Origin of the sequence: Burkholderia sp. SIMBA_062, from assembly GCF_046534765.1 — a bacterium.
Lineage (GTDB): Bacteria > Pseudomonadota > Gammaproteobacteria > Burkholderiales > Burkholderiaceae > Burkholderia > Burkholderia ambifaria.
Genome location: NZ_JAWRYD010000006.1, coordinates 252,369 through 265,462 on the forward strand (window position 1 = coordinate 252,369; position 13,094 = coordinate 265,462).

The window sequence follows — 13,094 nt, forward strand, 5'->3', positions numbered from 1 at the left end:
CCGAAAACGAACGGAGACAACCCGATGCGACCCATCCTGCGCACCCTCGCCGTTGCGGCCAGCCTGAGCTGCGCGCTCGCCGCTCACCCCGCGCTCGCCGAAGACGGCGGCAAGATCACGATCATGGTCGGCGGGATCGCGAAGCTGATCTACCTGCCCGCGCGGCTCACGCAGGAGCTCGGCAACTTCAAGGCCGAAGGGCTCGACGTCGAACTGCTGTCGCAGCCGGCCGGCGTCGACGCCGAAAACGAGCTGCTGGCAGGCGCCGTGCAAGGTGTCGTCGGCTTCTACGACCATACGGTCGACCTGCAGAGCAAGGGCAAGGACGTGAAGGCGATCGCCGTGTTCTGCCAGGTGCCGGGCGAAGTCGAGATGGTGTCGACCAAGGCCGCGCCGACCTTCAAGTCGATGGCCGACGCGAAGGGCAAGACGCTCGGCGTGACGGGCCTCGGCTCGTCGACCAGCTTCCTCACGCAATACCTGGCGCTGCAGCGCGGCGTGCCGTCGACCCAGTACACGATGCTGCCGGTCGGCGCCGACGCGAGCTTCATCGCCGCGATCAAGCAGGGCCGGATCGACGCCGGGATGACGACCGAGCCGACCGTGTCCGCGCTCGAGAAGATGGGCGACGCGAAGGTGCTGGTCGACATGCGCACCCTCGAGGGCACGCGCGCCGCGCTCGGCGGTACCTACCCGGCCGCGAGCCTGTACGTGCAGTCGGCCTGGGCCGATTCGCACAAGGCGGAAGCCACCAAGCTCGCGCACGCGTTCGCGAAGACGATGCAGTTCATCCACACGCACAGCGCCGAGGAAATCGCCGCGAAGATGCCGGCCGACTACCAGAAGGACAAGGGCCTGTACGTGTCCGCGCTGAAGGCGTCGCTGCCGATGTATACCGCCGACGCGAAGATGCCGGCCGACGGCCCGGCGACCGTGCTGAAGGTGTTGTCGGCGTTCAACCCGTCGGTGAAGGGCAAGCACATCGACCTGGCGCGCACCTACACCAACGATTTCGTCAACGCGAAGTAATCGATCCCGGTACAGGCGCCCGCGGCGGCGATCCCGCCGCCGTGCGTTCCCCGTTCCGGCCCGGCTGACCGGCCCGGCGTCGCCACGATGCGGCGCCCTCTTCACCCGCAGGACAAATGCGATGAACCAGGCAGTTTCCCCGAGCACGCCGGCGATCGAGTTTCGCAATGTGTCGTGCCGCTTCATTTCGCCGGAAGGCAAGGCCACCGTCGCGCTGCGCGACTTCAGCATGAGCGTCGCGCGCGGCGAGTTCATCGCGATCGTCGGGCCGACCGGCTGCGGCAAGTCGACCACGCTGAACCTGATCACCGGGCTGCTCAAGCCGGTGTCGGGCGAGGTGCGCGTGATGGGCCGCCCGGTCGACGGGATCGACCCGCGCATCGGCTTCGTGTTCCAGGCCGACGCCGTGTTCCCGTGGCGCAACGTGATCGACAACGTCGCGGCAGGCCCCTTGTTTCGCGGCCGCTCGAAGGACGTCGCCTACACGCAAGCCGAGGAATGGATCCGCAAGGTCGGCCTCGACAAGTTCACGAAGCACTACCCGCACCAGCTCTCCGGCGGGATGCGCAAGCGCGTCGCGCTCGCGCAGACCTTCATCAACCAGCCGGAAATCCTGCTGATGGACGAGCCGTTCTCCGCGCTCGACATGCAGACCCGCACGCTGATGCAGGACGAACTGCTGCAGCTGTGGTCCGCGAACAAGGGCTCGGTCGTGTTCGTCACGCACGATCTCGAGGAGGCGATCGCCCTCGCCGACCGCGTGTTCGTGCTGACCGCGCGCCCCGCGACGCTCAAGCGCGTGTACGAGATCGACCTGCCGCGCCCGCGCGTCACGTCGGAGATTCGCTACCACACGCGCTTCATCGAAATCTCCAAGGACATCTGGCACGACCTGCGCGAAGAAGTGCAGATCGGCTGACCGCACGGCAGCCATGGCAACAAACAGCAAGGACAGGAGCATGACCGACATGACGCTTCCCACTACCGCCCTTACGGCGACGACGCTCGAGGACGACGAGCGCGCCGCGCAACGCCGGCTGCGCCGCCGGCGCAACCTGATCGTCACGTTGCGGATCGCCGTGCTCGTCGTCGTGCTCGGCGGCTGGGAACTCGCCGCACGGCTGAAGTGGATCGACCCGTTCTTCTTCTCGATGCCGTCGCTGATCTTCGAGCAGATCCAGGACTGGTTCGTCAACGGCACGTCGCAAGGCCCGCTGCTCACGCAGGTATGGGTCACGCTCGAGGAAACCGGGATCGGCTTCGTGATCGGCTCGGTCGCCGGCGTGATCTGCGGGATCGTGCTCGGCCGCAACAAGCTGATGGCCGACGTGTTCGGCCTGTACATCCAGATCGCCAACTCGATTCCGCGCGTCGTGCTCGGTTCGATATTCGTGATCGCACTCGGCCTCGGGATGGCGTCGAAGATCGCGCTGGCCGTCGTGATGGTGTTCTTCGTCGTGTTCGGCAACGCGTTCCAGGGCGTGCGCGAAGCCGACCGCTACCTGATCGCGAACGCGCAGATCCTCGGCGCGTCGCGCCGGCAGATCACCACGGCGGTCGTGATTCCGTCCGCGCTGAGCTGGATTCTCGCGAGCCTGCACGTGAGCTTCGGCTTCGCGCTGGTCGGTGCGGTCGTCGGCGAATTCCTGGGTTCCAAGCAGGGCATCGGCCTGCTGATCTCCACCGCCCAGGGCGCATTCAACGCCAGCGGCGTGTTCGCGGCGATGATCGTGCTCGCCGTGGTCGCGCTGGCCGCCGACTACCTGCTGACCTGGGTCGAGAAGCGGCTGCTGAAATGGCGCCCCGCCGCGTTCTGAGCCGCGCACGCATCGGATGACACGCCCGAACCGCGCCGGTTGCCCCGGCGCGGTTCGGCATTGAGGAGAAGGAATGGCGCACAGCCTGCGCGGGCGGCTCCTGTGGTGGCTGCTGCTGCCGCTGGCGGCTTTCGTGCTGATCGCGGGCGCGATGTCGTACGACACCGCGCGGCGCACGGCCGCGCTCGTGCAGGACAGTGCGCTCGTCGCGTCGGCGCGCACGATCGGCGAGGACGTCGAATGGCGCAACGGGCGGCCGGCGGCCGACGTGCCGCCGGCCGCGCTGGAGATCTTCGAATCGCCGTCGCGTGACTCGGTGTTCTACAAGGTGATCGACGGCCACGGCCGGCTGCTCGCGGGCAACCCGGCGCTCGAGGGCCCTGCGCGGCACGGCGTCGACCCGACGCTGTACGCCACGACGCTCGACGACCTGCCGCTGCGCGCGGCCGCCTACGATCGGCAGCTGTACGACGAGGGGCAGGTCGAGACGGTCACGGTGGTCGTCGCGAAGACGACGCGCTCGTACGACGCGATGGTCGCGACGATCTGGCGGCCGCAGCTCGTGCGCCTGTCGCTGATGCTGGTGCTCGCGATCGTGCTCGTCTATCTCGGCCTCACGCTCGAGCTGCGTCCGCTGATGAAGCTGAAGGACGACGTCGCGGACCGCGGGCCGATGGAGCTGGAGCCGATTCGCCCGGAGCGGCTGCAGCATGAGCTGCGGCCGATCGTCGACGCGATCAACCAGTGCATCGCGCGGCTCAATACGCACACAGCCACGCAGCGCCGCTTCATCGCCGACGCCGCGCACCAGCTGCGCACGCCGATCGCGGTGCTCGACACGCAGATCCAGTACGCGCAACAGCGCGGCAACGGCGATCCGGACCTCGCGTCGGTGCTCGACAGCATGCAGCGCAGCAGCCGCAAGATGGCCGACGTGACCGACAAGCTGCTGCTCCTCGCGCATGCGGAAGCGACCCCGCCGACGCTGCTCACGCATCGCGTCGATCTCGCCGCGGTGGTGTCGAGCGTGCTGGAAGAAACGATCGTGCTCGCGCAGCGGCGCGACATCGACCTCGGCGCCGATCTCGGCGAACGGCTCGACGTCGCGGGCAGCGACAGCCTGCTGACCGCGCTGGTGATGAACCTCGTCGACAATGCGGTGCGCTATACGCAGCCGGGCGGCTGCGTGACCGTCGTCGCGCGGCGCGACGGCGACGCGGTCGTGCTCGACGTGGTCGACAACGGCCCCGGCATTCCGGCCGAAGCGCGGCCGCACGTGTTCAAGCGGTTCTACCGCGTGGCGGCCGACACCGAAGGCTCGGGCCTGGGCCTCGCGATCGTCCGCGAGATCGCGCAGGCGCACGGCGGCAGCGTGATGCTCGCGCCGGGGCCCGGCAATCGCGGTATCGTCGTGACTGTGCGGCTGCCCGCCTTTGATTGAAGAGATGCCGTCATGAAACTCCTGCTGGTCGAAGACAACGCCGAACTCGCGCACTGGATCGTGAACCTGCTGCGCGGCGAGGATTTCGCGGTCGACTGCGTCGGCGACGGCGAACGCGCGGACACGGTGCTGAAGACCGAGCGCTACGACGCGGTGCTGCTCGACATGCGGCTGCCCGGCATCAGCGGCAAGGAAGTGCTCGCGCGGCTGCGGCGCCGCAGCGACAACGTGCCGGTGCTGATGCTGACCGCGCACGGTTCGGTCGACGACAAGGTCGACTGCTTCGGCGCGGGCGCCGACGATTACGTCGTGAAGCCGTTCGAGTCGCGCGAGCTGGTGGCCCGCATCCGCGCGCTGATCCGCCGGCAGGCCGGCGTCGCCACGACGCAGCTCGTGTGCGGCGATCTCGTCTACGCGTTCGGCACGCGCGAATTCCGCTGCGGCGACACGGTGCTCGCACTGCGCCGCCGCGAGCACGCGATTCTCGAAACGCTGATGCTGCAGCAGAACAAGACGGTGTCGAAGGCGCGGCTGATGGACAGCGTGTTCGCGCTCGACGACGACCCGAGCGCGGATGCGATCGACATCTACATCCATCGGCTGCGCAAGCATCTCGCGCTCAGCACGGCCGAGATCATCACGCTGCGCGGGCTCGGCTATATCCTGCGCGCGAAGAGCGCGCAGGACTGACGGGGGCTATTGCCCCGCTGCCGCTGAAAACCGATTCGTAGCACGAAACGTATCGCCACCCCGCCCGGCTGTCCGTCGGGCTCGCGCCCGCCCGCCCCCGAGCCGCGATTATTGCGCGTTCGGTGTTTTCACCGATCCGATTCTTTCCTCCGGGAAAGCGGCGTGAAGGATTGCACCCTCTACGATGCTAGGCGTCGGCCCTCTCGCTGTGGTCGGCAACATCCGGCATACATTACGTAATGCCAACGAATATATTTCAATGCGGCAGCTCGGAGGAGACGATCTTGAAACGAACAACCCTTGCCCTTTCCATCGCGGCGGCTGGCCTGTGCGCCGGCACCCACGCGCAGGCGCAATCGAGCGTGCAGCTCTACGGCCTGATGGACCTAAGCTTTCCGACCTACCGGACCCACGCCGACGCGAACGGCAAACACGTGATCGGGATGGGCAACGCAGGCGAGCCGTGGTTCAGCGGCAGCCGCTGGGGCCTGAGAGGTGCTGAAGACATCGGCGGCGGCACGAAGATCATCTTCCGCCTCGAAAGCGAATTCGTGGTCGCGAACGGCCAGATGGAAGACGAAGGCCAGATCTTCGACCGCGACGCCTGGGTCGGCGTCGAGGACGAACGTTTCGGCAAGCTGACGGCCGGCTTCCAGAATACGATCGCGCGCGACTCGGCGGCGATCTACGGCGACGCGTACGGCTCCGCGAAGCTGACCACCGAGGAAGGCGGCTGGACCAACTCGAACAACTTCAAGCAGATGATCTTCTACGCGGCCGGCCCGACCGGCACGCGCTACAACAACGGCCTCGCGTGGAAGAAGCTGTTCAGCAACGGCATCTTCGCGAGCGCCGGCTACCAGTTCAGCAACTCGACGCAGTTCGCGACGGGCTCCGCCTACCAGCTCGCGCTCGGCTACAACGGCGGGCCGTTCAACGTGTCGGGCTTCTACAACCACGTGAACCACGGCGGCTTCCGGAACCAGACGTTCTCGGTCGGCGGCAACTATACGTTCAGCATCGTGCGCCTGAATGCCGGCTACTTCCGCTACAACGGCGATCAGGGCTCGCTCGGCCAGCGTCACGACGATTCGTGGACGGTGTCGATGAAGATTGCCCCGAAGGGCGCGCTCGACTACGAGCTTGGCTACCAGCAGATGCGGGTCAAGAACGCCGCGTACAACGCGGACGGCTTCACGCCGAACGCGAACCTCGGCGCGTTCAGCCTGACCAACGGCGTCGGCAACGGCTTCAAGGAGACGATCTACGGGTCGGTGTTCTACCACCTGAGCAAGCGCACCGAACTGTACCTGGCCGGCGACTACATGCGCCTGCACGGCGGCTACACGGTGTCGTCGACGTTCGGCGCGAAAAATCAGCTGGAACTCACGTCGGGTATCCGCACGCGCTTCTGACCTCGGGACGACCGTCCGGCCGGGGCCGTCGGGCCCCGCCGTACCCTCCACCCGGGATTCTCCATGCGGGCACGCCGGCGCACTGCGCCGACCGTGCCCTTTTTTCGTCGTTTATGGCCCTCGTTTTTGGCCCTCGTTTTCGGCCCGCGCGGGCAGCCCCCGTCAGACGCCCGCCGGCCACCGCCGCGACAACCGGTCCGAAGCCGCTTGCGGCCCGTGTGGCGGGCGATCGCGGCCGATGCGCGCACGCTCGCCTCGCATCGGTGCTTGACCTGCGCCGACCGACTCGCTAGCGTTTCGGGTTTGCCCGGGCGGCCATTGCCGCCGGTGCCGCGAGTGCGCCCGACGCCCTGGCGCACGCGGCCGGGCTCCGATGGAAAAAACGATGCAGAAACTCGATGCGGCGAGCCCGCAGGCGATGTCGACGGATTTCACCGCCGACAACGTCGCGCGCCTGAAGGCGCTGTTCCCCGAACTCGTGACCGAAGGCCCGGACGGCGCGTCGGTCGACGTCGACGTGCTGAAGGCGCTGGTCGGCGAGCGCACCGTCGGCGCCGCCGACGAACGCTACGGCTTTCACTGGCACGGCAAGCGCAGCGCGCGCCAGGCCGCGCTCACGCCGTCGACAGGCACGTTGCGTCCCTGCCCCGACGACAGCGTCGCGTGGGACGACACGCGCCATCTCGTGATCGAGGGCGACAACCTCGACGTGATGAAGCTGCTGCACAAGAGCTACGCGGGCAAGGTGAAGCTCGTCTACATCGACCCGCCGTACAACACCGGCAGCGATTTCGTCTATCCGGACGACTTCAGCGACAGCATCCGCCACTACCTGGCGATGACGGGCCAGACCGACGGCGGCGTGAAGCGCAGCACCAATACCGAGGCGAACGGCCGGTTCCACACCGACTGGCTGAACATGATGTATCCGCGCCTGAAGCTCGCGCATGCGCTGCTGTCCGACGAAGGGCTGATCGCCGTGCACATCGACGAGCATGAGGTGCATGCGCTCGTGCTGATGCTGCGCGAGATCTTCGGCGAGGAGAACGAGCTCGGCGTGGCCGTGTGGGACAAGCGCAATCCGAAGGGCGATGCGCGCGGCGTCGCGTACCAGCACGAATCGCTGGTGCTGTTCGCGCGCAACGCCGAGACGCTGCTCGAACAGGCGCCGCTGAAGCGCCCGAAGCGCAACGCGCAGCGCATGCTCGACGCCGCGCACGACGCGGTGTATCGCAGCGGCAACGCGAAGGACGCGCAGAAGGCGTACCGCGCGTGGATGAAGGCGCAGACCAACCTGTCCGGCGGCGAGGTGATGTACGACCGGCTGTCGGCCGACGGGCGCGTGTACCGCCTCGTGTCGATGGCGTGGCCGAACAAGAAGAAGGCGCCGGAAGAGTATTTCACGCCGCTGATCCATCCGGTCACCGGCAAGCCGTGCGCGATGCCGGCGCGCGGCTGGCGCAATCCGCCCGCGACGATGCAGGCGCTGATCGAGCGCGGCCAGATTGAATTCGGCCCGGATGAAACCACGCAGCCGCAACGGATCTACTACCTCGACGAGAACATGTACGAGAACGTGCCGTCGGTGCTCCCGTTCGCCGGCTCCGACGACGCGCTGCTGAAGACGCTCGGCATCCCGTTCGACCAGCCGAAGCCGGTCGATTTCGCGGCGGCCGTGATCGGCTGGTGCACGCGCGGCGACGACATCGTGCTCGACTGCTTCGCGGGCTCCGGCTCGACCGGCCACGCGGTGATGCAGGTGAACGCGACCGACGGCGGCGCGCGCCGCTACATCCTCGTGCAGCTGCCTGAGACGCTCGACCGGCGCGACAAGACGCAGCTCGCGGCCGCCGATTTCTGCGCGAAGCTGAAGAAGCCGACGACGCTCGCCGAGATCACGAAGGAGCGCCTGCGCCGCGCCGCGCAGCAGGTCGCGCGCGACTATCCGGAAAGCTATGGCGACCTCGGTTTCCGCGTGTACCGGCTCGACACGACCAACGTGATCGAATGGGATCCGCGCCGCGACGACTTCGACCACGCGCTGTTCGCGTCCGTCGAGCACGTGAAGACCGGCCGCAGCGAGGACGACCTGCTCGCCGAGCTGACGCTGAAGCTCGGCCTCGATCTGTGCACGCCGGTCGAGCATCACCCGATCGCCGGCAAGACCGTGCACCTGATCGGCCGCTCGATCGTCGCGTGCTTCGATGCGCGCATTTCGCGCGACGACGCGGGCCCGCTCTCCGACGGCATCGTCGAGCTGCTCGATGCGACCGGTGCGACGCGCGACGTCACGTGCCTGTTCCGCGACAGCGGCTTCGTCGACGACGTCGCGAAGCTCAATCTCGCCGCGCTGCTCGAGCAGCACGGCGTGAAGCGCGTGCGGAGCCTGTGATGCGGCTGCATTTCGAAGCGGATCTCGACTACCAGCGCGAGGCGATCGACGCCGTCTGCGACCTGTTTCGCGGCCAGGAATCGTATCGCGGCGACTTCAGCGTGCTCGCGAACGCCGCGCCCGGCACGACGGCCGCCGCGCAAGGCTCGCTCGGCTTCGCGGTGTCGGAGCAAGGCGTCGGCAACCGGCTGTCGCTGACCGACGACGCGCTCGCGCGCAATCTCGCCGACGTGCAGCTGCGCGGCGGCCTGCCGCCGTCCGGCCAGCCCGGCTCGCGCGACTTCACCGTCGAGATGGAGACCGGCACCGGCAAGACCTACGTGTACCTGCGCACGATCTTCGAGCTGAACCGCCGCTACGGCTTCACGAAGTTCGTGATCGTCGTGCCGTCGATCGCGATCAAGGAAGGCGTGCACAAGACGCTGTCGATCACCGAGGACCATTTCCGCGCGCTGTATGCGGGCGTGCCGTACGACTACTTCCTGTACGACTCCGCGAAGCTCGGCCAGGTGCGCCACTTCGCGGCGAGCGCGGCGATCCAGATCATGGTGATGACGGTTGCCGCGATCAACAAGAAGGAGATCAACAACCTCTACAAGGACAGCGAGAAGACCGGCGGCGAGAAGCCGATCGACCTGATCCGCGCGACGCGGCCCATCGTGATCGTCGACGAGCCGCAGAGCGTCGACGGCGGGCTCGAGGGGCGCGGGCGCGAAGCGCTCGCCGCGATGGCGCCGCTCTGCACGCTGCGCTATTCGGCCACGCACGTCGACCGTCATCACATGGTGTACCGGCTCGATGCGGTCGATGCGTACGAGCGCAAGCTCGTCAAGCAGATCGAGATCGCGTCGGCGATCGTCGAGGATGCGCACAACAAGCCGTACGTGCGGCTCGTCGGCGTGTCGAACCGGCGCGGCGCGATCAGCGCGCGCATCGAGCTGGACGTCGCGACCGCGGCCGGCGTGAAACGCCAGATCGTGTCGGCGACCGACGGCGACGATCTCGAGCGCCTGACGAAGCGCGCACTGTATGCGGGGCTGCGCGTCGGCGAAGTCCATGCGGTGAAGGGCGCGGAGTACGTCGAGCTGCGCCATCCGGAAGGCGAGGCGTTCCTGTCGCTCGGCGAGGCGTTCGGCGACATCGACACGCTCGCCGTGCAGCGCGAGATGATCCGCCGCACGATCCGCGAGCATCTCGACAAGGAATTGCGCCTGGCCGAGCGCGGCGTGAAGGTGCTGTCGCTGTTCTTCGTCGATTCGGTCGAACGCTATCGCCGCTACGACGAGAACGGGATGCCCGTGAAGGGCGACTACGCGCTGATCTTCGAAGAGGAATATGCGCGCGCGGCCCGCGTGCCGGCTTACCGTGCGCTGTTCGACGGCGTCGACGTCGCGCTCGAGGTCGAGCGCGCGCACAACGGTTACTTCTCGATCGACCGCAAAGGCGGCTGGACCGACACGAGCGAGAGCAGCGCCGTCGCACGCGAGAACGCGGAGCGCGCGTACGGCCTCATCATGCGCGAGAAGGAAGCGCTGCTGTCGTTCGACACGCCGCTGAAGTTCATCTTCTCGCACTCGGCGCTGAAGGAAGGCTGGGACAACCCGAACGTGTTCCAGATCTGCACGCTGCGCGACATCCAGACCGAACGCGAGCGTCGCCAGACGCTCGGCCGCGGGCTGCGCCTCGCCGTCGACCAGGACGGCGAGCGCGTGCGCGACCCGGGCGTGAACACGCTGACCGTGATCGCGACCGAGCGCTACGAGTCGTTTGCCGAGAACCTGCAGAAGGAAATCGAGGCCGATACGGGGATCCGCTTCGGGATCGTCGACGAACACCAGTTCGCGGCGCTGCCGGTGCAGGAAGGCGACGGGCCCGCGCATGCGCTCGGCATCGAGCTGTCGCGCGTGCTGTGGGCGCATCTGCACGAGCAGGGTTACGTCGACGCGCAGGGCAAGGTGCTCGACCGGCTGAAGGATGCGCTGCGCCAGAGCGCGCTCGTGCTGCCCGAAGTGTTCGAGACGCTGCGCGCGCCGATCGTCGCGACGCTGCGCAAGCTGTCGGGCCGCTTCGCCGTCCGCAATGCGGACGAGCGGCGCGCGATCGCGTTGCGGCGCGACGCGTCAGGCAAGGCGGTCGTGTTCGGCGACGACTTCCGCGCACTGTGGGACCGTATCCGCCACCGCACCGTGTACAGCGTCGCGTTCGACAACGCGAAGCTCGTGCGCGACTGCACGGCCGCGCTGCGCGACGCGCCTGAGATCGCGCGCGCCCGGCTGCAGTGGCGCAAGGCCGAGATCGACATCGGCAAGGCCGGCATCGAGGCGGTCGAAGTGGCCGGCGCGGGCACGGTGCTGATCGACGAAGGCGAGCTGCCGCTGCCCGACCTGCTCACCGAGCTGCAGGACCGCACGCAGCTCACGCGCCGCTCGCTCGCGACGATCCTGGCCGACAGCGGCCGGCTCGACGATTTCCGCGTGAATCCGCAGCAGTTCATCGCGCTGGCCGCCGATGCGATCAATCGCTGCAAGCGGCTTGCGCTGGTCGCGGGCATCGCCTACCGCAGGCTCGGTGAACGCAACGTGCATGCGCTCGAATCGTTCGAGAGCGAGGCGCTAACCGGCTATCTGCGCAACCTGCGTCCCGATGCGCGCAAGTCGATCCACGAGGCCGTCGTGTGCGAGACCGACGCGGAGCGCGCGTTCGCCGATGCGCTGGAGGCGCACGACGGCGTCAAGCTGTATGCGAAGCTGCCCGCGTGGTTCCGCGTGCCGACGCCGCTCGGCAGCTATCACCCGGACTGGGCGGTGCTCGCGGAGCAGGATGGCGGCGAGCGGCTGTATTTCGTCGTCGATACGCCGAATGCCGATGGCGACGTGACGAGCGAGCACGAGCGTGCGAAGCTCGCGTGCGGTGAAGCGCATTTCCGTGCGCTGGTGGATGGGGACGATGCCGCGCGATTCGTGCGCGTCAGGCAGGCGGATGCGTTGTTCGAGCCGGCTGCGACCGTCGCGCCGCTGGCGGGCGCGGGACGCTGAAACGAAGGGCGGCGATGAGCCGCCCTTTTTTCATGGGTGGGGCGACGACGCTGCTGCGATGCTCATCGCTTGCGGGTGCCGATCCGCTGGTCATTCCCATGAAAGCGATGTGTATCCTCGCGCATTCGTGCGCATGGTTACGGCTGGTTGCAAATCGGGGTCGATGCTGGGCGCAGCCGGCATGAAAAAGGGCGCCGAAGCGCCCTTCCATGCCGTGTCGCGCTGCGCTCACAGCGTGTGGCCGAATGCCTTGCGATGCGCGTGATGCGTGGACGTCGATGCATGCGTGGTATGGCCGTGCGTTTGGCCGCGAGCGTGGCCCGGCTGCGTACCCGCACGATCGGCGATCGTGTCGGAGCGATCGGCGGCTCGCGCGAGGCCCTTGTCGCGGTCGCCCGAGCGGAAGCCGTTCGAGTTGCCGAGCGCTTCGCCGCTCATGTGGCTGCCGGACATGCCGCCCGCGTTGCCGCCGGAGCCGCCCGCGCCATGACCGCCGCCGTTGCCACCACCATTGCCGCCGGCCGCCGCATGCGCGGAAACGGCGCCGAGTGCGAGCAGCGCGGCCGCCAGCACGGACAGATATCGTTGGGTTTTCATTGTTGGCTCCCTGGAGCGCGTTCGAGTGATTGCATTCTACGAACGCGCAGTTTCCGCGGTGCTCGACGTTGTAAATGATCGTAACGATACGCGCGGCGCCCATTCGTCACATCAGTGGCCCGGTGTCGGCCGCATGGGCGAACCATGCGGCCGGCCGTCATCAAACGGGCGTCATGCGATCAGCTCCTCGTGTCGTCGTGATCGGGCTCTCGTGAACCGGTTGGCGGGTTCAGTTCCAGCCGCCGCGCCAGCCGTCGCGGTCATGCCAGCGGCGCTCACGCCACTCGTGCTCACGCCATTCACGGCGGCGCCATTCGTGTTCGCGCCATTCGCGCGCACGCCAGTCGTCGTCACGGTAACCCACCGGCGCGTACACGACCGGCGGCGGCGGCGCCACATAGACCGGCGCTGGCGCCGCATAGGCGCCCGGCACGCCGATACCGACCGACAGGTCGACGTGGGCCGATGCGACGCCCGAAGCTGCCAGCGCCGCTACACCGAGAACTGCACCGAGAATAAGTTTCTTGCTCATCTCGCGACTCCCTGCACGTGTCGTGCTTCATGTGAATACGGTTCGGAGTCTAGGCACCCTGCGCCGACACAGGTGAAACCGGTCTGCGAGAGCGGTAACGGGCGATTACGGATGGCCGCGGAGCCTTACGGAACAAGAATGACGCG

General features: G+C 67.6%; 10 protein-coding genes. 8 read left to right on the forward strand and 2 right to left on the reverse strand.

Annotation, left to right across the window (positions count from 1 at the left end; genetic code table 11):
• The first annotated feature begins 24 nt into the window (after positions 1-24).
• The 8 genes from SB786_RS09095 to SB786_RS09130 all read left to right on the forward strand — a co-directional run bounded on the left by SB786_RS09095 (position 25) and on the right by SB786_RS09130 (position 11,819).
• Positions 25-1,029: an ABC transporter substrate-binding protein gene (locus SB786_RS09095; protein WP_006757432.1), complete on the forward strand. Its 1,005-nt coding sequence runs from the start codon at positions 25-27 to the stop codon at positions 1,027-1,029.
• Positions 1,030-1,150: 121 nt separating this feature from the next.
• Positions 1,151-1,948 (forward strand): ABC transporter ATP-binding protein, encoded by a 798-nt coding sequence (locus SB786_RS09100; protein ID WP_410727169.1) that lies wholly within the window; start codon positions 1,151-1,153, stop codon positions 1,946-1,948.
• Between the two features lie 49 nt (positions 1,949-1,997).
• Entirely contained in the window at positions 1,998-2,846 is an 849-nt protein-coding gene (locus tag SB786_RS09105; protein WP_012362717.1) for an ABC transporter permease, read from the forward strand.
• Positions 2,847-2,919: 73 nt separating this feature from the next.
• The gene (locus tag SB786_RS09110; protein ID WP_410727170.1) at positions 2,920-4,287 is read left to right on the forward strand and encodes a sensor histidine kinase; all 1,368 of its coding nucleotides are present in this window, start codon (positions 2,920-2,922) and stop codon (positions 4,285-4,287) included.
• Positions 4,288-4,299: 12 nt separating this feature from the next.
• A complete protein-coding gene (locus SB786_RS09115) occupies positions 4,300-4,977 on the forward strand; it encodes a response regulator (protein ID WP_410727171.1) in 678 nt (225 codons plus the stop codon).
• 239 nt (positions 4,978-5,216) lie between these two features.
• Entirely contained in the window at positions 5,217-6,392 is a 1,176-nt protein-coding gene (locus SB786_RS09120; protein WP_410727172.1) for a porin, read from the forward strand.
• A 373-nt stretch (positions 6,393-6,765) separates the two neighbouring features.
• A complete protein-coding gene (locus tag SB786_RS09125; RefSeq protein WP_410727173.1) occupies positions 6,766-8,784 on the forward strand; it encodes a site-specific DNA-methyltransferase in 2,019 nt (672 codons plus the stop codon).
• Positions 8,784-11,819, forward strand: a complete 3,036-nt coding sequence (locus tag SB786_RS09130; protein WP_410727174.1) for a type III restriction-modification system endonuclease — start codon at positions 8,784-8,786, stop codon at positions 11,817-11,819. The genes SB786_RS09125 and SB786_RS09130 overlap by 1 nt, the downstream gene beginning before the upstream one ends.
• A 228-nt stretch (positions 11,820-12,047) precedes the next feature.
• Here SB786_RS09130 and SB786_RS09135 read toward each other — a convergent pair whose 3' ends face one another.
• Positions 12,048-12,416: a hypothetical protein gene (locus SB786_RS09135; protein ID WP_410727175.1), complete on the reverse strand. Its 369-nt coding sequence runs from the start codon at positions 12,414-12,416 to the stop codon at positions 12,048-12,050.
• A gap of 229 nt (positions 12,417-12,645) precedes the next feature.
• On the reverse strand, positions 12,646-12,948 hold the full coding sequence (locus SB786_RS09140; RefSeq protein ID WP_006757424.1) for a hypothetical protein: 303 nt from the start codon (positions 12,946-12,948) through the stop codon (positions 12,646-12,648).
• Positions 12,949-13,094 lie beyond the last annotated feature (146 nt).

What these genes read in the sequence shown, in the direction of transcription:
- SB786_RS09095 (WP_006757432.1), top strand. Translation starts at nt 25, where the DNA reads ATGCGACCCATCCTGCGCACCCTCGCCGTTGCGGCCAGCCTGAGCTGC.
- SB786_RS09100 (WP_410727169.1), top strand. Translation starts at nt 1,151, where the DNA reads ATGAACCAGGCAGTTTCCCCGAGCACGCCGGCGATCGAGTTTCGCAAT.
- SB786_RS09105 (WP_012362717.1), top strand. Translation starts at nt 1,998, where the DNA reads ATGACGCTTCCCACTACCGCCCTTACGGCGACGACGCTCGAGGACGAC.
- SB786_RS09110 (WP_410727170.1), top strand. Translation starts at nt 2,920, where the DNA reads ATGGCGCACAGCCTGCGCGGGCGGCTCCTGTGGTGGCTGCTGCTGCCG.
- SB786_RS09115 (WP_410727171.1), top strand. Translation starts at nt 4,300, where the DNA reads ATGAAACTCCTGCTGGTCGAAGACAACGCCGAACTCGCGCACTGGATC.
- SB786_RS09120 (WP_410727172.1), top strand. Translation starts at nt 5,217, where the DNA reads ATGCCAACGAATATATTTCAATGCGGCAGCTCGGAGGAGACGATCTTG.
- SB786_RS09125 (WP_410727173.1), top strand. Translation starts at nt 6,766, where the DNA reads ATGGAAAAAACGATGCAGAAACTCGATGCGGCGAGCCCGCAGGCGATG.
- SB786_RS09130 (WP_410727174.1), top strand. Translation starts at nt 8,784, where the DNA reads ATGCGGCTGCATTTCGAAGCGGATCTCGACTACCAGCGCGAGGCGATC.
- SB786_RS09135 (WP_410727175.1), bottom strand. Translation starts at nt 12,416, where the DNA reads ATGAAAACCCAACGATATCTGTCCGTGCTGGCGGCCGCGCTGCTCGCA.
- SB786_RS09140 (WP_006757424.1), bottom strand. Translation starts at nt 12,948, where the DNA reads ATGAGCAAGAAACTTATTCTCGGTGCAGTTCTCGGTGTAGCGGCGCTG.